The organism is Microbacterium ulmi (assembly GCF_011759705.1).
Classification (GTDB): Bacteria; Actinomycetota; Actinomycetes; order Actinomycetales; family Microbacteriaceae; genus Microbacterium; species Microbacterium ulmi.
Window position 1 is genome coordinate 477,780 of record NZ_JAAOZF010000002.1, and the last position, 19,509, is coordinate 497,288.

The 19,509-nt window shown below is 70.3% G+C and carries 17 protein-coding genes; 4 read left to right on the plus strand and 13 right to left on the minus strand.

The window, feature by feature from the left end:
* Positions 1-37: 37 nt before the first annotated feature.
* From proB to rplU, 4 genes are all read right to left on the minus strand, one after another.
* Positions 38-865 carry a glutamate 5-kinase gene (proB, locus tag FHS08_RS14880; RefSeq protein ID WP_167040851.1) on the minus strand — a complete coding sequence of 276 codons (828 nt, stop codon included), beginning with the start codon at positions 863-865 and terminating at the stop codon, positions 38-40.
* Entirely contained in the window at positions 862-2,373 is a 1,512-nt protein-coding gene (obgE, locus tag FHS08_RS14885; protein ID WP_167040854.1) for a GTPase ObgE, read from the minus strand. Before obgE ends, proB begins: the two co-directional genes overlap by 4 nt.
* A gap of 105 nt (positions 2,374-2,478) precedes the next feature.
* On the minus strand, positions 2,479-2,736 hold the full coding sequence (gene rpmA / locus FHS08_RS14890; RefSeq protein WP_167040857.1) for a 50S ribosomal protein L27: 258 nt from the start codon (positions 2,734-2,736) through the stop codon (positions 2,479-2,481).
* 19 nt (positions 2,737-2,755) lie between these two features.
* Complete coding sequence (gene rplU / locus FHS08_RS14895) at positions 2,756-3,064, minus strand: 50S ribosomal protein L21 (protein ID WP_167040860.1); 309 nt, start codon at positions 3,062-3,064, stop codon at positions 2,756-2,758.
* Positions 3,065-3,301: 237 nt separating this feature from the next.
* Here rplU and FHS08_RS14900 point away from each other — a divergent pair, with 237 nt between their 5' ends.
* Entirely contained in the window at positions 3,302-3,568 is a 267-nt protein-coding gene (locus FHS08_RS14900; protein ID WP_167040863.1) for a DUF4031 domain-containing protein, read from the plus strand.
* Positions 3,569-3,574: 6 nt separating this feature from the next.
* Here FHS08_RS14900 and FHS08_RS14905 read toward each other — a convergent pair whose 3' ends face one another.
* Complete coding sequence (locus FHS08_RS14905) at positions 3,575-6,067, minus strand: Rne/Rng family ribonuclease (protein WP_167040866.1); 2,493 nt, start codon at positions 6,065-6,067, stop codon at positions 3,575-3,577.
* Positions 6,068-6,369: 302 nt separating this feature from the next.
* Here FHS08_RS14905 and FHS08_RS14910 point away from each other — a divergent pair, with 302 nt between their 5' ends.
* A complete protein-coding gene (locus FHS08_RS14910; protein WP_167040869.1) occupies positions 6,370-6,972 on the plus strand; it encodes a vitamin K epoxide reductase family protein in 603 nt (200 codons plus the stop codon).
* Between the two features lie 58 nt (positions 6,973-7,030).
* Here FHS08_RS14910 and ndk read toward each other — a convergent pair whose 3' ends face one another.
* The 5 genes from ndk to mgtE form a co-directional block, all read right to left on the minus strand.
* A complete protein-coding gene (ndk, locus tag FHS08_RS14915) occupies positions 7,031-7,444 on the minus strand; it encodes a nucleoside-diphosphate kinase (RefSeq protein WP_167040872.1) in 414 nt (137 codons plus the stop codon).
* Between the two features lies 1 nt (position 7,445).
* The gene (locus FHS08_RS14920) at positions 7,446-7,856 is read right to left on the minus strand and encodes a DUF4233 domain-containing protein (protein WP_167040876.1); all 411 of its coding nucleotides are present in this window, start codon (positions 7,854-7,856) and stop codon (positions 7,446-7,448) included.
* Positions 7,853-9,205, minus strand: coding sequence for a bifunctional folylpolyglutamate synthase/dihydrofolate synthase (locus tag FHS08_RS14925; protein WP_167040879.1), 1,353 nt, complete (start codon positions 9,203-9,205; stop codon positions 7,853-7,855). Before FHS08_RS14925 ends, FHS08_RS14920 begins: the two co-directional genes overlap by 4 nt.
* A complete protein-coding gene (gene ileS, locus FHS08_RS14930; protein ID WP_167040882.1) occupies positions 9,202-12,621 on the minus strand; it encodes an isoleucine--tRNA ligase in 3,420 nt (1,139 codons plus the stop codon). Before ileS ends, FHS08_RS14925 begins: the two co-directional genes overlap by 4 nt.
* A 299-nt stretch (positions 12,622-12,920) precedes the next feature.
* On the minus strand, positions 12,921-14,240 hold the full coding sequence (gene mgtE, locus FHS08_RS14935) for a magnesium transporter (protein WP_167040885.1): 1,320 nt from the start codon (positions 14,238-14,240) through the stop codon (positions 12,921-12,923).
* 210 nt (positions 14,241-14,450) lie between these two features.
* Between mgtE and valS the strand changes: the two genes are divergently transcribed.
* Positions 14,451-17,030 carry a valine--tRNA ligase gene (gene valS, locus FHS08_RS14940; RefSeq protein ID WP_167040889.1) on the plus strand — a complete coding sequence of 860 codons (2,580 nt, stop codon included), beginning with the start codon at positions 14,451-14,453 and terminating at the stop codon, positions 17,028-17,030.
* Position 17,031: 1 nt separating this feature from the next.
* A complete protein-coding gene (locus tag FHS08_RS14945) occupies positions 17,032-17,286 on the plus strand; it encodes a hypothetical protein (protein ID WP_167040892.1) in 255 nt (84 codons plus the stop codon).
* Here FHS08_RS14945 and FHS08_RS14950 read toward each other — a convergent pair.
* The 3 genes from FHS08_RS14950 to FHS08_RS14960 are packed head-to-tail and all read right to left on the minus strand — an operon-like array spanning position 17,253 to position 19,437.
* Positions 17,253-18,593 carry an MFS transporter gene (locus tag FHS08_RS14950; protein WP_167040894.1) on the minus strand — a complete coding sequence of 447 codons (1,341 nt, stop codon included), beginning with the start codon at positions 18,591-18,593 and terminating at the stop codon, positions 17,253-17,255. The genes FHS08_RS14945 and FHS08_RS14950 overlap by 34 nt on opposite strands.
* Positions 18,590-18,808 carry a hypothetical protein gene (locus tag FHS08_RS14955; RefSeq protein WP_167040897.1) on the minus strand — a complete coding sequence of 73 codons (219 nt, stop codon included), beginning with the start codon at positions 18,806-18,808 and terminating at the stop codon, positions 18,590-18,592. The genes FHS08_RS14950 and FHS08_RS14955 overlap by 4 nt, the downstream gene beginning before the upstream one ends.
* Positions 18,808-19,437: an ArsR/SmtB family transcription factor gene (locus tag FHS08_RS14960; RefSeq protein WP_167040901.1), complete on the minus strand. Its 630-nt coding sequence runs from the start codon at positions 19,435-19,437 to the stop codon at positions 18,808-18,810. The genes FHS08_RS14955 and FHS08_RS14960 overlap by 1 nt, the downstream gene beginning before the upstream one ends.
* Between the last annotated feature and the right edge of the window lie 72 nt (positions 19,438-19,509).

Consider the following 19,509-nt stretch of genomic DNA (forward strand, 5'->3'; position numbering starts at 1 on the left):
GCGGCGAGAGCCGCCTGTGCCGCCTCGGGGCGATCGATCAGCCCGCCGTGCGCACCGGCCCTGTGAGGAGGCTCGCCGTGGGCTCCGGGTTGGGGTCGAACCACGTGCCGATGGGCGCGCCCATCATGGCTTCGCCGACGAGGTCGGAGCTCGTGACGAGAACGCCGACGCCGGCCGCCGCGGCGACGCGCGCGGCCGATACCTTCGTGGCGGCACCGCCGGTGCCGACGCTGTTGACGACGACCGAGCCGAACTCGAACCCGCCGAGATCGTCGCCGTAGGCGATGCGCTCGATCGGGAGCGCGCCGGGCTCTCCCGGCGGACGGGTGTAGAGGGACTCGATGTCGCTCAGCAGCACGAGCGCGTCTGCGCCGATCAGCTGCGCGACGAGAGCGGCGAGGCGGTCGTTGTCGCCGAAGCGGATCTCGTGCGTCGCGACGGTGTCGTTCTCGTTGACGATGGGGAGGATGCGCAGGCCCAGGAGCCGCTCCATCGCGCGGCGCGCGTTGGTGCGGGGCGTCCGGTTCTCGAGGTCGCCGGCGGTGAGGAGCACCTGGCCCGCGACGATCCGGAACGGGCGGAGAGCATCCTGATAGCGGTAGATGAGGACGTTCTGCCCGACGGCGGCGGCCGCCTGCTGAGTCGCGAGGTCGTTGGGACGCTCCGCGAGGGCGAGGAAAGGCATTCCCGTCGCGATCGCGCCCGACGACACGAGCACGACCTCGACTCCTCGGGCGTGCGCCGCGGCGAGAGCCTCGACGATGGGCTGGATCTTGCCGGCGTTCTCACCGCTGATCGACGACGAGCCGACCTTGACGACGACACGGCGTGCGCCCTGCAGATCGGCGCGTTCCCACGCTGTCACTCTTCTTCGTCCTCCTCAGACCACCCTGACGCCGCGCGGCGCTCTGCTTCGAGCTCGGCGCGGGCCTCCGCCTTCGCGTCCATGAGCTCGTGGTACCGCTCGCGGCGCTCGGACGTCGTGCGTCGCGTCGAGGCGTCAAGACGCGGATCCGTTCCGCGCGGAGCCGTGGCGAGCTCGGCGACGGAGGTGAGCGAGGGATCCCAGTCGAAGACGACGCCGTCGCCCAGTCCGATGACGACGGTCGCGCCCGGCGTCGCTCCTGCCCGGAAGAGCTCGTCCTCGACGCCGAGCTTCTGCAGGCGGTCGGCGAGGTAGCCGACGGCCTCCTCGTTCTGGAAGTCGGTCTGCTGCACCCAGCGCACGGGCTTCTCGCCGAGGATCCGATAGATGTCGCCGTACGTTCCGCCCTCGACGCGCACGGAGAACTCGCGCTCGGAGCCCTTGGGGCGGATGACGATGCGCTCCGGGGCGGGCTTGAGCGCCTCCGCTGCCCGATGCTGCGCCACGAGTTCGCCCAGAGCGAACGAGAGGGGACGCAGGCCTTCGTGCGACACCGTCGAGATCTCGAAGACACGGAATCCCCTGGCCTCGAGCTCCGGCCGGACCAGCTCGGCCAGGTCGCGCGCCTCCGGGACGTCCACCTTGTTGAGCGCGACGACCTGCGGGCGCTCGAGCAGCGGGATCTGCCCCTCGGGCACAGGATAGGCGGCGAGCTCGCCGAGGATCACGTCGAGGTCGCTCAGCGGGTCGCGACCCGGTTCGAGCGTCGCGCAGTCCAGCACATGGACGAGCGCCGTGCAGCGCTCGACGTGGCGGAGGAACTCCAGGCCCAGTCCCTTGCCCTCGCTCGCGCCCTCGATGAGCCCGGGAACGTCGGCGACCGTGAAGCGCACGTCGCCCGCCTGCACGACCCCGAGGTTCGGGTGCAGCGTCGTGAACGGATAGTCCGCGATCTTGGGCCTCGCCGCCGAGATCGCGGCGATGAGGCTCGACTTGCCCGCCGACGGGTATCCGACGAGGGCCACGTCGGCGACGGTCTTGAGCTCGAGGAGGACGTCGCCCTCCCAGCCCGGCGTGCCCAGCAGCGCGAAGCCCGGAGCCTTGCGCTTGGGGTTCGCGAGGGCGGCGTTGCCCAGTCCGCCGATGCCGCCGGGGGCCACGACGAAGCGCGTTCCGGGGTCGACGAGGTCGATGAGCGTCTGCCCGTCGGCATCCTTCACGACCGTTCCGACCGGGACAGGAAGCTCGAGGGACTCGCCCGCAGCCCCCGAGCGGTTGTCGCCCATGCCGAAGCCGCCGTTGCCGGCGGTGCGGTGCGGCGAGTGGTGGTACGAGAGCAGCGTCGTCACCTGCGGATCGGCGACGAGCACGACATCCCCTCCGTGGCCGCCGTTTCCTCCGTCGGGGCCGGCAAGCGGCTTGAACTTCTCACGGCGCACCGACACACAGCCGTTGCCCCCTCTGCCCGCACGCAGGTGCAGGGTCACGCGGTCGACGAATGTCACCATCGTGGACTCCTTTCGGCGGGCGGCACCGGTGGGCCGGATGCCTGGGAACAGGACGAGGGGCGAGCCGAAGCCCGCCCCTCGATGAGTGTGTGTGCGAGCCCCGGACTACTCCGCGGCTGCGACGATGTTGACGACCTTGCGGCCGCCCTTCGAGCCGAACTCGACCGCACCGGCCGAGAGCGCGAACAGCGTGTCGTCGCCACCGCGGCCGACGTTGGCGCCCGGGTGGAAGTGCGTGCCGCGCTGGCGGACGAGGATCTCGCCAGCGTTGACGGTCTGGCCGCCGAAACGCTTGACGCCGAGGCGCTGTGCGTTGGAGTCACGACCGTTGCGGGTGGAGCTTGCGCCCTTTTTGTGTGCCATCTCTGCGTCTCTTCCTGGCTTACTTGATGCCGGTGACCTTGACGCGCGTGAGGTCCTGACGGTGGCCCTGGCGCTTCTTGTAGCCGGTCTTGTTCTTGAACTTCTGGATCACGATCTTGGGGCCGCGCTCCTCGCCGAGGACCTCGGCGGTGACGGTCACCTTCGCGAGCTTGTCGGCGTCGGTCGTGACGGCGTCGCCGTCGACGAGCAGCACCGCGGGGAGCTCGAGCGTCTCGCCGACCTTCGCGGCCTGGCGGTCGAGGACGACGATCGTGCCGACCGACACCTTCTCCTGCCGGCCGCCGGCGCGCACAACTGCGTAAACCACTTCACACCTTGTTTCTTCTGGGAGCGCACGGCTCCGGTTGTCTTTGTGAGACTGGGAAGTCATGGTGCGGACTCGCAATGAGCTGGTTGCGAGGCTTGCCACCGGTCACTGAGCTTGTCGAAGTGTCGCCATCAGCATGCGACACGGGACGCACCAAAGGACAACTTTACCGGATCAGGCGTACTTCGGCAAAAGCACGCGGCCGTGTCGCTGCATCCGTCTGCAATGATCGGGGTCGTGGCGATCCTCATCGACGATCCGCGGTGGCCTGCGCACGGTCGCCTCTGGGCGCACCTCGTGAGCGACGCCGACATCGATGAGCTCCACGCCTTCGCCGAGGCGAACGGCATACCGCGCCGAGGGTTCGATCGCGACCACTACGACGTCCCGGAGGAATCCCACGCGCGCCTCGTCGACGCAGGCGCGCGGCACGTCGACGGGCACGAGCTCGTCAGGCGGCTCATCGCCTCGGGGCTGCGCGTGCGTGCCCGCGACCGACGCTGAACGGCGCTACTCCCCCGTCGGCTCGTGCCGCACGGGCGTGCCCGTGAGCGCTGCCGTCGTGACACGACGCCGCGACCTCCCCTGACCGGGTGCCTTGGGCTCGGGAAGAGCACTGAGCACGGAGTCGAGGATGAGGTCCTTCTCGGTCCTGGGAGACTTCGTCGCGTCGCTGCGCTTCTTGCGGGCCTTCTTCGGCCGTTCGGCAGCCGCGGGGATGTCCGGCATGGACGGCGCCTCGACGACCGGCAGCTCGAGGGCGGGCTCGGCACCCGGCTCGTCGTGATGATGGATCGTGGATGCCGCGATCTGCGCGAGCGCGGACTTCACGCCCTCCGTGATCGTGTGCGTGCCGCCGGTCCCGTTCGCGCCAGCGGGGGCTGCGCCGCCGCGAGGGCGGCGTCCGGCCGGCACTCCCCCGGACAGAGGTGCACGGTGCTTCACGACGGGATCGTGATGGACGATGATCCCTCGTCCCGCGCACACCTCGCACGGTTCGCTGAAGGTCTCGAGGAGCCCGAGGCCGAGCTTCTTGCGGGTCATCTGCACGAGCCCGAGCGAGGTGACCTCGGCGACCTGGTGCTTCGTGCGGTCGCGGCTCAGGCACTCGACGAGCCGGCGCAGCACGAGATCGCGGTTGGACTCCAGGACCATGTCGATGAAGTCGACGACGATGATGCCGCCGATGTCGCGCAGCCGCAGCTGGCGGACGATCTCCTCGGCCGCCTCGAGGTTGTTCTTCGTGACGGTCTCCTCGAGGTTGCCGCCGGATCCGACGAACTTGCCCGTGTTGACGTCGACGACCGTCATCGCCTCGGTGCGGTCGATGACGAGCGAGCCGCCCGACGGGAGCCACACCTTGCGGTCGAGCGCCTTCTCGATCTGCTCCGTGATGCGGAACTCGTCGAAGGGGTCGTTGTCCGCCTCGTACGCCTCCACGCGGTCGAGGAGATCGGGGGCGACGCTCGCGAGGTACTGCGAGATCGTGTGGTGCGCATCCTCGCCCTGGATGAGCATCTTCGTGAAGTCCTCGTTGAAGACGTCGCGGACGATCTTGACGAGGAGATCCGGCTCCGAGTGCAGCAGTGCCGGCGCCTGGATCGTCTCGACCTGCTTCGAGATGTGCTCCCACTGGTTCGTGAGGCGCTGCACGTCGCGGGTCAGCTGGTCTTCCGTCGCGCCCTCCGCCGCCGTGCGGACGATGACGCCGGACGACTCGGGCAGCACCTCCTTGAGGATGCGCTTGAGCCGCGCGCGCTCGGTGTCGGGGAGCTTGCGCGAGATGCCGTTCATGGCGCCGCCCGGGACATACACGAGATAGCGCCCGGGGAGGGAGATCTGGCTCGTGAGGCGTGCGCCCTTGTGGCCGACGGGATCCTTCGTGACCTGCACGAGGACGCGGTCGCCGGACTTCAGCGCGAGCTCGATGCGCCGGGGCTGGTTGCCCGTCTCGACGGCGTCCCAGTCGACCTCGCCCGAGTACAGGACGGCGTTGCGTCCGCGCCCGATGTCGACGAACGCGGCCTCCATGCTCGGAAGGACGTTCTGCACGCGCCCGAGGTAGACGTTGCCGATGAGCGACGCGTCCTGGTTGCGCGCGACGTAGTGCTCGACGAGGACATTGTCCTCGAGGACGGCGATCTGGATGCGCCCGTTCTTCGACCGGACGATCATCTCGCGGTCGACGGCTTCGCGGCGCGCGAGGAACTCGGCCTCCGTGACGACCGCACGGCGGCGGCCTGCCTCACGGCCGTCCCGGCGGCGCTGCTTCTTCGCCTCGAGGCGAGTGGACCCCTTGATGCGCTGCGGCTCGGTGATGAGCTCGACGGCGCGCTGGCGCGGCTGGTGCTGCTGAGTCGGCTGCTCCGTGGATTCGGACGCCTCCTCAGAGCCTCCGCGGCGTCCGCGGCTGCGTCGGCGCGCGCTCGACGACGCCTGGGGCGCCGCCGGGCCCTCCTCTGCACGCGGCCGACCTGGCAGCGCAGGCAGCGGCGTGATCTCGGGTGCATAGAAGACCAGCTGGGTCGAGACGGCCGAGACGAACGCCTCCGGAAGGAGACCGAGGGTCACCGCAGTCACGGGCTCGGGCTCGGCCGTGACGGTCGCAGGATCGGGCTCGGACTCGGACACAGGCTCGAGCTCGGCCTCGGCCTCGGCCTCGGCCTCGGACGCAGGCTCGGGCTCAGGCTCGGTCGCGACGGCGACGGGCTCGGGCGCGGCGGAATCCTGCTCGGCCGCGGGCTCGGACGCGCCCGCATCCTCGGTAGGCGGGAGCGGAGCTGCCTCGTCCTCGGCGGCCGCCGCGATGGGATCCGTCTCCGCCGGGTGCTCGCCCTCGCCGGACGAGCCGGACCGGTCGGCGGCGGCATCCGGCGTATCGACGCCATCGACCGCGGCGACGTCCGATTCCGCGACACGGGTGTGTGCGGGCGACTCCTGCGCTACGGCAGCACCGTCATCGGTCTGGGGCTCGGCGTGTTCTTGATTGTGCTCATCGGCCATCACTGGCTTACTCCCTGCGGGCGACACCGCGCGTCGCCCGGCGAAATCTCGTGCGGCGCCGCTCCGTCTCATCGGGAGGCGGTGCCGCGAACTCACTCGGTCTGCAGCAGGCCTGCGGCTCGTGCTGCGAAGGGCGTTCGTCGCCCTGAAGTCTTCTGGCGATGCTCCTCGCGGCGCGGCCGCGGAGCATCGACGACCATTATCGCACTTTCCGCCGACGAATGCCCAGATTGCGGATGCCGCGGATCGCGCGCCGGTGCGGACGCGGCATCCGCATAGCCTCGACTGCGATAATCCGAGGCATGTCACAGGTGCAGAAGCGTTCGCGTCCGACGGCGCTCGCGGTGTGGCTCGTGCTCGCCGGAGCCGTGGGCTGGTGGGCGGCGTTCTCGCTCACGATGGAGCGGCTCCACCTGCTGGCCGACCCCGACGCGATCGCATCCTGCGACTTCAGCCCGCTCGTCCAGTGCACCGCGAACCTCCAGTCGTGGCAGGGCAGCGTGTTCGGGTTCCCGAATCCGATCCTGGGGCTCACCGGCTGGGTCGCGCCGATCGTTGTGGGGATGGCGATCCTGGCGGGCGCGCGGTTCGGACGGTGGTTCTGGCTGCTGTTCGAGCTCGGCCTGACGTTCGCGTTCGTCTTCGTGATCTGGCTCATCGGACAGAGCATCTTCGTCCTCGGGACGCTCTGCCCCTGGTGCATGGTGACGTGGATCGTCACGATCCCGACGTATTACGTCGTGACCCTCCACGTGTTGCGCACGGGTCTGCTTCCCGCGCCCGCGGCAGTCCGCCGCGGCGCGGGGACGCTCATGGGGTGGGTGCCCCTGCTCGCGGTCGTCAGCTACGCGATCGTCGCGATCCTCGCGCAGGTGCGGCTCGACATCCTGGGTGCCCTGTTCTGACGCCGCGACGGATGCCGGCGGTCATCGCCGTCGCCCCGCCGAGCATGCGCGGCTCGCGTCAGAACCAGATCCCTAGCTCGCGCGCCGCGGACTCCGGGCTGTCGGAGCCGTGCACGAGGTTCTGCTGCACCTTCAGGCCCCAGTCGCGCCCGAAGTCACCGCGTATCGTCCCGGGTGCCGCCGTCGTCGGATCGGTCGTCCCGGCGAGCGAGCGGAATCCCTCGATGACGCGGTTGCCCGCGAGGCGGATCGCGACCGACGGTCCCGACATCATGAACTCGAGCAGCGGCTCGTAGAACGGCTTGCCCTCGTGCTCGGCGTAGTGCTGCTCGAGGATGTCTCGGTCGGGCTCGACGAGCTTGATGTCGACGAGGGCGTACCCTTTCGCCTCGATGCGGGCGAGGATCGCGCCCGCGAGGCCGCGTGCGACGCCGTCGGGCTTCACGAGGACGAGGGTCTCTTCCGTGGGCATGTCAATCTCCGTTCGGGATGTCGGATTCCGCTGCGAGGCGCGCATTGCGCCGGTCCAGCGAAGCTCCCTTGATCGTGGCATACGCCCACATCCCGCCGAAAACCAGCGCGACCAGCGCGAGAGCCGGCACGAGGAACGCGGCGAGTGCGACGACGGCCTGCAGCGCCCACCCGAGCACGATGCCCCAGCGGTGCCGGAGGACGCCGGAGGTCAGCAGCATGAGCAGCGCGACGACAGAGCCGCCGACGATCCCCCACCAGTCCGCAACACCGTCCGGCAGCACCTTGAGCCCGAACACGACCAGACCGCCCAGGAACACGATGATCGACTCGAAGGCCAGCACGATCGACCCGAGCGACTCCGCCGCTCCGCGCGGGCGGCGCGGCTTCGGCTCCGCGGGCGATCCGCTCACTCGGTCCACCCCGACTTCCAGTCCTCCGCGGCCGCGAGGGTCAGCGCCTCGCCTGCGAGGACGACGGAGCCGGCGACGACGACGGCGCGACGCTCGCTCGACGCGGCCCACTCGCGGGCGGAGTCGGCCGCGTCGGACAGATCCGCGTGCACCGTCACGTCGAGTCCCGCCGCCTCCGCGAGGTCGGCGATCGCGTCGGCGTCCGCGGCGCGCTCGGACCCCACAGGAGTCGCGAACACGCGGGTCGCGACCGGCGCGAGCGCTGCGACGATGCCGGCTGCATCCTTGTCGGACAGGATGCCGAGAACCACACCCCATTCGTCGAAGTCGAACGCCTCGCCCAGCGCCGCGACGAGCGCTCGCGCGCCGTGGGGATTGTGCGCCGCGTCGACGAGAACCGTCGGGGCGGCGCCGACGAGCTGGAGGCGCCCGGGCGAGGTGGCCTGGCCGATCCCCTCCGCGAGCACGTCGTCCGCGATGCGCTGCGTCCCGCCGCCGACGAGCGACTCGACCGCCGCGATCGCGAGGGCGGCGTTGAAGCCCTGGTGTGCGCCGTACAGGGGCAGATACACGTCGTCGTACGTGCCGGCCAGGCCCCGGACCGTGATGAGCTGTCCCCCGACCGCGAGACGCTGGGACGCAAGAGCGAACCCGTCCCCCTCGAACGCGATGACGGCAGCCCGCTGGGCGGCCGCGGCACGAAGCACGGCCTCCGCCTCGTCGGTCTGCTTCGCCGATACGACCGCGGCGGCGTCCTTGATGATCCCCGCCTTCACGGCGGCGATGTCGGCGATCGTCTCGCCCAGCCTGTCGGCGTGATCGATGTCGATGGGCGCGAAGACGGCGACATCGCCATCCGCCGTGTTGGTCGAGTCCCACGACCCGCCCATGCCGACCTCGACGATCGCGACGTCGACGGGCGCGTCGGCGAACGCGACGAAGGCGAGGACCGTCAGCAGCTCGAAGAAGGTCAGCGGCGCATCGCCGGCGGCCTCCAGCTCGGCGTCGACGAGTCCGACGATCGGCTCGATCTCGTCCCACGCGTCGGCGACGGCCGCGTCGGGGATGGGCTCGCCGTCGACCATGATCCGCTCCGTGAACCGCTCGAGATGGGGGCTCGTGAACAGACCCGTGCGCAGTCCGTGCGCGCGGACGAGGCTCTCGATCATGCGGCTCGTCGAGGTCTTGCCGTTCGTCCCCGTGATGTGGACGACGCGGTACGTCCGCTGCGGGTCGTCGAGCAGCTCGAGCACGCGTCGCGTGCGTTCGACGCGCGGCTGCACCCAGCGCTCCCCCTGCCGTCCGAGCAGGGTCGCGTAGACGCTATCGGCGCGGGTCGTGTCGTTCATGCCGATGTCTCGATCCTCGTCACGGCGACGTAGAAGCCGCCTTGGTTGGCGTACTGTCCCGGGCGCTGGAACGCGACGTGTTCGGGCTCGGCGCCGAACGCGATCGCGTGCCAGACGTCGCCGGGGGCGTCCTCGGGAAGGTGGAGGTCGCGCGCGACGACCCGCACCTCGTGCTCGATCGCGAGGGTCTCGCCCGCGACGTCGGCGACCTCGAACGCCGACGACACGGCCTCCGCGTCGGCGGCATCCGAGAACAGCAGCTGCAGCCGGATGCGGTCGCTGACATCGAAGCCCGCCGCCTTGCGCGTGTCCTGCACGGCGCGCACGACGTCGCGCGCGAGGCCCTCGGCCTCGAGCTCCGGGGTCGTCGTCGTGTCCAGCAGCACGAACCCGCCCGCCGGCAGGAGTGCGAGCGCCTCTCCCTCTGGGCGGCCCGTCGTCTCCAGGGCGAGGTCGTACTCGCCCGCCTGCAGCGCGATGCCGCCTGCCGTCACGACTCCGTCCGCCTCGGACCAGTCCCCCGCCTTGGCGGCCTGGATGACCTGCTGCACCTGCCTGCCCAGACGCGGCCCGGCGGCGCGCGCGTTGACCGACAGCCGGTGCGTGATGCCGTACTCGGCCGCCGTGTCCGCTCCGAGCTCGACGAGCTCGACCGACTTGACGTTGAGCTCGTCGCGCAGGATGTCCTCGAACTGGCCGAGGGACGCGGCATCCGGGACCACGACGGTCAGCCGCGCGAGCGGGAGCCGCACGCGGCGTCCCTCCCTCTTGCGCAGCGCGTTCGCGACCGACGACACCTCGCGGACGGCGTCCATCGCCGTGCGGATGTCGGATGCCGCGGGGAACTCTCCGGCGTCCGGCCAATCCTGCAGGTGCACGCTGCGTCCGCCCGTGAGCCCCTGCCACACACGCTCGGACACGAGAGGGATGAGCGGCGCGGCGACGCGGGTGAGCGTCTCGAGCACCGTGTAGAGCGTGTCGAAGGCCTCGGTCGTGGCCGGGTCTGCGGCATCCACTCCCACCCAGAACCGATCCCGCGAGCGGCGGATGAACCAGTTCGTGAGGGCCTCCGCGAAGTCGCGGAGGCGTCCGGCCGCGGTCGTGGAGTCGAGGCCTTCGAGATCGTCCGCGACACCCCGCACCAGGTCGCCCGTGAGCGCCAGGATGTAGCGGTCGAGCACGTCCGTCGAGTCGGTGCGCCGGCGCGCGACGTACCCGTCGCCGCCGGGTCCGCCTGCCGCGTTGGCGTACGTCGCGAAGAAGTACCACGCGTTCCACAGCGGGAGGAGGAACTCGCGGACGCCCGCGCGGATGCCCTCCTCCGTCACGACGAGGTTCCCGCCTCGCAGCACCGACGAGGACATGAGGAACCAGCGCATAGCGTCTGATCCGTCGCGGTCGAACACCTCAGAGACGTCGGGATAGTTGCGCAGCGACTTCGACATCTTCAGGCCGTCCGAGCCCAGGACGATGCCGTGGCACGAGACGCCCGTGAACGCCGGCCGGTCGAACAGCGCGGTCGACAGGACGTGCATGAGGTAGAACCAGCCGCGCGTCTGTCCGATGTACTCGACGATGAAGTCTGCGGGAGCGTGGGCGTCGAACCACTCCTGGTTCTCGAACGGGTAGTGCACCTGCGCGAACGGCATCGAGCCGGAGTCGAACCACACGTCCAGGACGTCCTCGATGCGGCGCATCGTCGAGCGACCCGTCGGGTCGTCGGGGTTCGGGCGCGTGAGGTCGTCGACGAAGGGCCGATGCAGGTCGACCTCCCCCGCCGTGTTCCGCGGCAGTCGCCCGAAGTCGCGCTCGATCTCCTGGAACGACCCGTACACGTCGACGCGCGGATACGCGGGGTCGTCGCTCTTCCACACGGGGATCGGCGATCCCCAGTAGCGGTTGCGGCTGATCGACCAGTCGCGGGCGCCCTCGAGCCACTTGCCGAACTGGCCGTGCTTGACGTTCTCCGGCACCCAGGTGATCTGCTCGTTGTTGGCGAGCATGTCGTCCTTGAAGTCCGTGACCCGCACGAACCAGCTCGACACGGCCTTATAGATGAGAGGATTCCGGCAGCGCCAGCAGTGCGGATAGGAGTGCTCGTACGATGCGAGGCGCAGCAGGCGCCCGTTCTGCCGCAGGATGCGCACGAGCGGCGTGTTCGCGTCCATCCACAGCAGGCCCGCGACATCCGTCACCTGGGGCAGGAAGGTGCCTCCGTCGTCGAGGCTCATGATGAGCGGGATGCCCGCGGCCTCCGTGACGCGCTGGTCGTCCTCGCCGAACGCGGGCGCCTGATGCACGATGCCCGTGCCGTCGCTCGTCGTGACGTAGTCGTCGACGAGGATGCGCCACGCGCTGCCCGTGCCCCACGTCTCGGCGTCGGCGTAGTAGTCGAAGAGCCGGTCGTACGTGACGTCCTCGAGCTCGGAGCCGATCACCGTCTGCACGACGGCGTCGCGCGCGGCATCCGCCGTCTCGTAGCCGAGGTCCTTCGCGTAGCCGGCCAGCAGGTCCTCGGCGAGCAGGTAGCGGTGCGCCGTCGCCTCGATCGGGTCGTCGGAGGACCCGTCGGCGCCGTGGTGCACGTCGGCCGATCCGAGCGGTCCGCCCGGGACGACGACGTACCGGATGCCGGGACCCACCGCGAGAGCGAGATTCGTCGGCAGCGTCCACGGCGTCGTCGTCCACGCGAGGGCCCGCACCCCCGTGAGCCCCAGCGCCTCGGCCTTGAGCCCCGTCAGCGGGAACGTGACCGTGACGGAGGGATCCTGGCGCATCTTGTACACGTCGTCGTCCATGCGCAGCTCGTGGCTCGACAGGGGCGTCTGGTCACGCCAGCAGTACGGGAGGACGCGGTAGCCCTCGTACGCGAGGCCCTTGTCGTGCAGCGTCTTGAACGCCCAGATGACGGACTCCATGTACGACGTGTCGAGCGTCTTGTACCCGCGCTCGAAGTCGACCCATCGCGCCTGACGCGTGACGTAGTCCTCCCAGTCGCGCGTGTACTCGAGAACCGACTCGCGGGCCTTCGCGTTGAAGGTCGCGACGCCCATGCGCTCGATCTCGTCCTTCTCCGTGATGCCGAGCTGCTTCATCGCCTCGAGCTCGGCGGGAAGCCCGTGCGTGTCCCAGCCGAAGACGCGGTCGACCTTCTTGCCGCGCATCGTCTGGAACCGCGGGAAGAGGTCCTTCGCATACCCCGTGAGCAGGTGGCCGTAGTGCGGCAGACCGTTCGCGAACGGGGGTCCGTCGTAGAAGACCCATTCGTCTGCGCCCTCGCGCTGTGCGATCGACGCGCGGAACGTGTCGTCCTGCTGCCAGAAGCGGAGGACGTCGCGCTCGATCTCGGGGAAGCGCGGGCTCGGTACGACGGAGTCGGCCGCAGGGCCGAAGGCGGAGGGGCGGGGATACGTCATGTCGTCTCGCAGAGGCTCGTGTCGAATGCGTCTGCAAGGACGACCCTCGCGGATCGCGGTACCACCCTGCTTGACGGATGCCGCGGCATCCGCCCTCTCTCACTGCGGCTGTGACGGGCCTGCCCCGCTCGGTTCTAGTGGGGGCCGTGGCCCCGTTCTTCCGAGAGCTCCCCGGTGATGGCCGGATCGGTGCTCGTGCGTCGATTCTACCGGGCGCGCGCAAGACCGCCGGACCCACGCGCTGCTCGCGGCGAGGGGGAAGCATGCGGGGAGAGTGCGCCCTCGAGAGCGCACACCCGCTACAGCCCGAGCACGGCGCGCGCCACGAGGAAGTAGATGATGAGCCCTGACGTGTCGACGATCGTCGTGATGAAGGGCGAGCACACCAGTGCGGGGTCGATCCCGACGGCCTTCGCCACGATCGGGACGGCCGCGCCGATCGTCGTCGCGAGCGTGCAGATCCCGAGGATCGTGACCGACACGACGGTGGCGATCCCGACGTCGGTGAGGAGCATCGCCGGCACGAAGGCCACGACGGCGAGAGTCAGGCCCTCGAGGGCTCCCGCCACCGCCTCGCGTCCGACGACCCGCACCAGGTCGCCGGTGCGGACCTCGCCCACCGCGAGGGCGCGCACGAGCGTCGTGCCCGCCTGGGCGCCGGCGTTGCCGCCCGTGCCGACCAGCAGCGGGATGAACAGTGCGAGCGCGACGACCTCGGCGAGCGTGTCCTCGAAGTAGGTCTGAACGCCGACCGTCAGCGCCGCGGCGCCGATCAGCACGAGCAGCCACACGATCCGCTTCCGGAACAGCCGCAGCGGGCCCACCGCGAGGTACGGCTGACCGAGCAGGCTCGAGCCGCCCGACAGGGCGTCGTCCTCCGCCTCCTCCTCGTCGAGGATGCGCATCGCGTCGTCGACCGTCAGGATGCCGAGCAGCCGCTGCTCGTCGTCGACGACGGGCACCGCGACGTATCCGCCCGCGCGGACCGTGCGCGCCGCGGCCTCCTGGTCGTCCGTCGCGCGCACGAAGGCGGGAGCCGACATGAGCTCGCGCACGGGCGTGCGCGGATCCGCGCTGCTGAACAGATCGCGCAGCGACACGACCCCGACGACCGTCCGCCCGGCGCCCAGCACGGGGATCGTGTAGATCGTCTCGGCCGTCGCCGCCTGCCGCCGCACATCGGCGACCGCCTCGCCGACGGTCGCGCGCTCGGAGATCGATGCGACCTCGGGCGACATCCGCCGTCCGGCGCTGTCGTGCGGATAGCCCAGCAGCGTGTCGGTGAGCGCCCGCTCCTGCGGACTGAGCCCGCTCAGCAGGGTGTTGACGAGGCCCGCGGGCAGCTCGTCGAACAGCTCCGCGCGGTCGTCCGGATCGAGGTCTTCGATGATCTCGGCGACCTGCTCGGAGCGCAGGCCTCCCACGAGGTCGGCCTGCATGCTCGGATCGAGCGCCTCGAACACCTCGATCGCGCGGGTCTTGGGCAGTGATCGGAAGGAGACGGCCCTGTCGGCGCGGCTCATGCGTCCCAGCTCGAGCGCCGTCGCGGACGCATCCATCCCGTCGAGGCGATCGGCGAGCTCGCGCGTACGGGTGCGGAATTCGGTGCGGGTGGCCATGGCACCACTCTCCGGGATCGCCGCAGGGAGCGGCAAGAGCCGTCGACGCGGCGGCGGTCACGCTCGTCAGGGCGCATCCTCGGTCACGCGCGCAGGGCGGCCGCGCACGGTTCCCGCCCGGCAGCCGGTCGCCCGCCACGGTAGAATCGGACGACATCCCACACTCAGGCACGCTCACACAGTGCCGCACATATCGTCTCAGGAGACCCCATGGCCGACGCGCACATCCCCGACAAGCCCGCCCTCGAGGGTCTCGAGCAGAAGTGGGATGCCGCGTGGTCGGTGCAGGGCACGTACCTGTTCGACCGGGTCCGCGCCGCCGAGGTCGGCCGCGAGGGCGTGTACTCCGTCGACACGCCGCCGCCCACGGCATCCGGCTCCCTCCATATCGGACACGTGTTCTCCTTCACGCACACCGACCTCAAGGTGCGCTTCGAGCGCATGCGAGGCAAGACGGTGTTCTACCCCATGGGCTGGGACGACAACGGCCTGCCCACCGAGCGGCGCGTGCAGAACTACTACGGCGTGCGCTGCGACCCGTCGCTGCCGTACGACCCCGGCTTCGCTCCCCCGTTCGAGGGGGGCGACAACAAGTCGAGCCGCGCGGCCGACCAGGTGCCCATCTCCCGCCGCAACTTCATCGAGCTGTGCGAGCGGCTCACGGAGGAGGACGAGAAGCACTTCGAGGACCTCTTCCGCCAGCTGGGCCTGAGCGTCGACTGGACGCAGACGTACCGCACGATCTCCGACCACACGATCCGCACGAGTCAGCTCGCGTTCCTGCGCAACCTCGAGCGCGGCGAGGCCTACCAGGCTCTCGCGCCCACCCTCTGGGACATCGACTTCCGCTCCGCGATCGCTCAGGCCGAGCTCGAAGACCGCGACCAGCCGGCCGCGTACCACCGCGTCGCGTTCCACCGCACCGACGGCGGAGGAGACGTGCTGATCGACACGACTCGCCCCGAGCTGCTGGCCGCCTGCGTCGCACTCGTCGCACATCCCGACGACGAGCGCTATCGTCCCCTGTTCGGCACGACCGTGCGCACGCCGCTCTTCGACGTCGAGGTGCCGGTCCTGGCCCACCCGCTCGCCCAGCAGGACAAGGGCACAGGCATCGCGATGATCTGCACGTTCGGCGACGTGACCGACATCGTGTGGTGGCGCGAGCTCGACCTGCCGAACCGCACGATCCTGGGTCAGGACGGCCGAGTCATGGCCGAAGCGCCCGACGCGATCGTGACGGATGCCGCGAAGTCCGCGTATGCGGAGCTCGTCGGAAAGACGGTGTTCAGTGCCAAGAAGACGATCGTCGACCTGCTGCGCGCCTCCGGCGAGCTCATCGGCGAGCCCAAGCCGTTCACGCACGTCGTGAAGTTCTACGAGAAGGGCGACCGCCCCCTCGAGATCGTCTCGACCCGCCAGTGGTACATCCGCAACGGCGCTCGCGACGAGGCGCTGCGCGACAAGCTCGTCGCGCTCGGGCGCGAGGTGTCGTGGCATCCCGACTTCATGCGCGTCCGCTACGAGAACTGGGTCGGCGGTCTCACCGGCGACTGGCTCGTGTCGCGTCAGCGGTTCTTCGGCGTCCCGATCCCCGTCTGGTACGCGCTCGACGAGAACGGCGACCGCGACTACGACCGCGTCCTCATCCCGGGTGCGGCACAGCTTCCCGTCGATCCGACCGTCGACGTCCCGCCCGGGTACACGGCCGCCCAGCGGGGCGTGGCCGGCGGGTTCGACGGCGAGAAGGACATCTTCGACACGTGGGCCACGTCGTCGCTCACCCCCCAGCTCGCGGGCGGCTGGGAGCGCGACGAGGAGCTCTGGAACCTCGTCGCCCCGTTCGACGTGCGTCCGCAGGGCCAGGACATCATCCGCACCTGGCTGTTCTCGACTCTGCTGCGCAGCGCCCTCGAGGACGACCGCGTGCCGTGGACGGATGCCGCCATCTCGGGCTTCATCGTCGACCCCGACCGCAAGAAGATGTCGAAGTCGAAGGGCAACGTCGTGACCCCCGCCGACATCCTGACGCAGCACGGCACGGACGCCGTGCGCTATTGGGCGGCTTCCAGCCGGCTGGGCTCGGACGCCGCGTTCGACCCGCAGAACCCCACGCAGGTGAAGATCGGCCGCCGCCTGGCGATCAAGGTCCTCAACGCGGCGAAGTTCGTGCTGACGTTCCCCGTGCCCGAGGGCGCCGAGGTCACGCACGCTCTCGACGCGTCGATGCTCGCGACGCTCGACGGCGTCGTGCGCGACGCGACGAAGGCGTACGAGGCCTACGATCACGCGCGGGCGCTCGAGCTCATCGAGTCGTTCTTCTGGACGTTCTGCGACGACTACCTCGAGCTCGTCAAGGAGCGGGCGTACGACCGCACCGACGTCGGACAGGCGTCGGCCGCCCTCGCGCTGAGGCTCGCGCTCTCGACGCTTCTGCGGCTTCTCGCGCCCGTGCTCGCCTTCGCGACGGAGGAGGCCTGGTCGTGGTTCGAGGACGGCTCGATCCACACGGCGGCCTGGCCGGAGCCCCTCGGCATCGACGGAGACCGCGCAGTGCTCACCGCCGTCGGCGAGGCGCTCATCGGCATCCGTCGTGCGAAGACCGAGGCGAAGGCGTCGCAGAAGACGGAGGTGGCGCGCGTCGTGATCGCCGCGACGCCGCAGGTCATCGCGTCCCTTCGACTCGCGGAAGGCGATCTGAAGGCCGTCGGCCGCGTCGCGGAGATCGACTACGTCGAGGCGGAGTCCACCTCCGTCGCGGAGATCGAGCTCGTCCCGCAGGAGGTGTGACATGCAGCTCGGAACGCGCTGGACGGCCCGCACGGAGCCGCCCGCGGTCGTGCCCGCCGCGCTGCGTGAGCAGATCGCCGCGGTCGAGGCATCCCTTCCCGTCGACGCGCTCGGCCAGCCGGCGCCGCGCTGGACGCTGACCTGGCTCGAGGGTCGTCCCATCGCGGAGCTCGACACGGGGATCATCGTGAGCGTCGACGCAGCGGGAACCGTCGTCGTGCGTCACGACGTCGACGACGAGTTCTCCGGAGACTGAGGGGCGTCGGGGGCTGAGGCATCCGCGTCGGCGTCTCGCGTGCCGGCGATGATGAGCCGTGCGGAGACCAGGGTCGCGCCGATCGTCACGGCTCCCCCGATCACGAACGGGAGCCCGAGGTCGACTCGTGCCACGAGGCCGCCGAGGAGCGTCGCGAGAGGCGTCAGACCCCAGGAGAACGTGCGCGTGATCGCGATCACGCGCCCCATCATGGCGTGCGGGACGAGCTGCTGACGCAGCGACGCCCATGGCACGTTCCACACCGATACCGCGAGCGCGCCGATCCCGAAGGTCGCCACCGCGAGCGCGGCACTCGGAGCGAGCCCGGTCGCGATCATTCCGGCGCCCCCGACCGCGAGGCCGGCGAACATGCTCGGTCCCCGTCCGAACCGCGTCACGCACCACGGCGCGACCACCGCTCCCAGCAGGGCCCCGGCGCCGACGCCGGCCGTGACGAGGCCGATCGACGCCTCCGGCACTCCGAGCCGGTCGAGGAACAGGAGGATCGTCGCGGCCTGCGCGAACGCGAGCGCGGGAGCGACGACGATGCCGAGCACGACCATCTTGCGCAGGTAGCGGTGCCGCCACAGCCACCGGAACGCCTCGGCGGCGGTCGGCTGGGCATCGTCGGCGAGGTCGCGACTCGGGCCCGCGGGCGGGTCGTCCAGCAGCGGCCGTGCCGCCGAGAGCGGAAGCAGGAGCGCGAGCGCGATCGGCACGAGGTATCCCGCCGCCCCGACCCACAGGGGAAGCACGAGGGAGACCGCGAACAGCACGCCGCCGATCGGCGCGGCGACGAACCCGTCGATCGCGATCTGCGCGGCCTGGACGCGGCTGTTGGCGCGTTCGAGCCCGGACCGCTGCACGACGGAGGGGATGACGGCGTTGGTCGCGTTGTCGAACAGGGTCTCGCCGAGTCCGAACACGAGCGTGGCGGCGAAGAGCGCCCAGAGCGTCATCCCCCCTGAGACCGTCAGCACAGCGAGCACGAGCGCCGTCGCCGTGCGGATGACGTTTGCGAGCGCCATCACCCTGCGCCGGTCGAAGCGATCGACGATGATCCCCGACGGGATGCCGAACACGAGCCAGGGCACGTAGGCGAGCGCCGCGAGCACCGAGATCGCCAGCGGGTCATGCGTGAGCGTCGTCGCGATGAGCGGAACGGCGATGCGGGCGATGCCGTCGGCGAGGTTGCTGAACCCCGCAGCCGCCCAGAGCATTGCGAAGGGGCGGCCGAGCGGCGGTCTGCGCTTCGCGGGGGATGTCGTGTCGGCATCCGCCGACGCGATCGGTGCCGGTGCCCTCATCGCAGGCCGAGCCAGTGCGCCTCGGCGCGATGCGCGTCCCGCGCGGCCGCGGCATCCTGCACCGTCGTGCGCGCCGGTACTGCGCCGGCGACGCGGTCTGCCCGGCGCTGGATGCGCCACGCCACGACGTCGGCGATGCGCACGGCGATAGCGAGCGCGACCCGCTCCGCGGGAGTGGGCTGCGACGTGATCCGCGTCGCGTGTACGAGGGCCATCAGTGGTCCGTCCCTTCCGTCTGGGGCTTGGCATCGTCGATGGGGAACAGGTCGAGACGCATGAGGTAGGTCCGCACTCCGTCGCCCTGCTGATCGCGGTACTTCTCGACCGCTTCCGTCACGATCGCGTGGATGCGCTCGGAGATGTCCTGAAACTGCTCCTTCGTGAGCCGCGTCGTCGCGGTGGACAGATCCGCCGCCGTCTCGTCGACGTCGCCCGTCCTCATCGACTCGTCGATGAAGTGCATGAGCTGCTCGTGGCGCTGGCGGTAGACCTCCGTGATGACGATCTGCGAGGCGGCACGGCCCGAGGGGGTGCGGACGGCATCCGGACTCGACATCGTCACGGAGCCTCGTGGGCGCTCCCACCAGCGCTCCCTCGCCGTGCCCCGCCCCTCCACCTCCCGGATGAGATCGTGTTTCGCGAGGGCGCGCAGGTGGTAGCTCGTCGCACCGCTGGACTCCCCCAGACGCTCCGCGAGCGAGCTCGCCGTCTGCGGGCCGTACTGGCTGAGGATGTCGAAGATCCGTACGCGCAGCGGGTGTGCGAGGGCCTTCAGCGCTCCGGCATCGAGCACCCGGCTCTCACCGGTCGACGCGGGGGCCTCGGCGTCGTGCGATTCGGTCATGACATCAGGGTAACCATGCAAACATCCCTTTGCAAGCACTTCTTTGCATAGATTCGTCTGCATGCTGTGCGA

What these genes read in the sequence shown, in the direction of transcription:
- ndk (WP_167040872.1), bottom strand. Translation starts at nt 7,444, where the DNA reads ATGCCCACGGAAGAGACCCTCGTCCTCGTGAAGCCCGACGGCGTCGCA.
- FHS08_RS14950 (WP_167040894.1), bottom strand. Translation starts at nt 18,593, where the DNA reads ATGAGGGCACCGGCACCGATCGCGTCGGCGGATGCCGACACGACATCC.
- mgtE (WP_167040885.1), bottom strand. Translation starts at nt 14,240, where the DNA reads ATGGCCACCCGCACCGAATTCCGCACCCGTACGCGCGAGCTCGCCGAT.
- FHS08_RS14905 (WP_167040866.1), bottom strand. Translation starts at nt 6,067, where the DNA reads ATGGCCGATGAGCACAATCAAGAACACGCCGAGCCCCAGACCGATGAC.
- rpmA (WP_167040857.1), bottom strand. Translation starts at nt 2,736, where the DNA reads ATGGCACACAAAAAGGGCGCAAGCTCCACCCGCAACGGTCGTGACTCC.
- FHS08_RS14945 (WP_167040892.1), top strand. Translation starts at nt 17,032, where the DNA reads ATGCAGCTCGGAACGCGCTGGACGGCCCGCACGGAGCCGCCCGCGGTC.
- FHS08_RS14955 (WP_167040897.1), bottom strand. Translation starts at nt 18,808, where the DNA reads ATGGCCCTCGTACACGCGACGCGGATCACGTCGCAGCCCACTCCCGCG.
- FHS08_RS14960 (WP_167040901.1), bottom strand. Translation starts at nt 19,437, where the DNA reads ATGACCGAATCGCACGACGCCGAGGCCCCCGCGTCGACCGGTGAGAGC.
- FHS08_RS14925 (WP_167040879.1), bottom strand. Translation starts at nt 9,205, where the DNA reads ATGAACGACACGACCCGCGCCGATAGCGTCTACGCGACCCTGCTCGGA.
- obgE (WP_167040854.1), bottom strand. Translation starts at nt 2,373, where the DNA reads ATGGTGACATTCGTCGACCGCGTGACCCTGCACCTGCGTGCGGGCAGA.
- ileS (WP_167040882.1), bottom strand. Translation starts at nt 12,621, where the DNA reads ATGACGTATCCCCGCCCCTCCGCCTTCGGCCCTGCGGCCGACTCCGTC.
- valS (WP_167040889.1), top strand. Translation starts at nt 14,451, where the DNA reads ATGGCCGACGCGCACATCCCCGACAAGCCCGCCCTCGAGGGTCTCGAG.
- FHS08_RS14910 (WP_167040869.1), top strand. Translation starts at nt 6,370, where the DNA reads ATGTCACAGGTGCAGAAGCGTTCGCGTCCGACGGCGCTCGCGGTGTGG.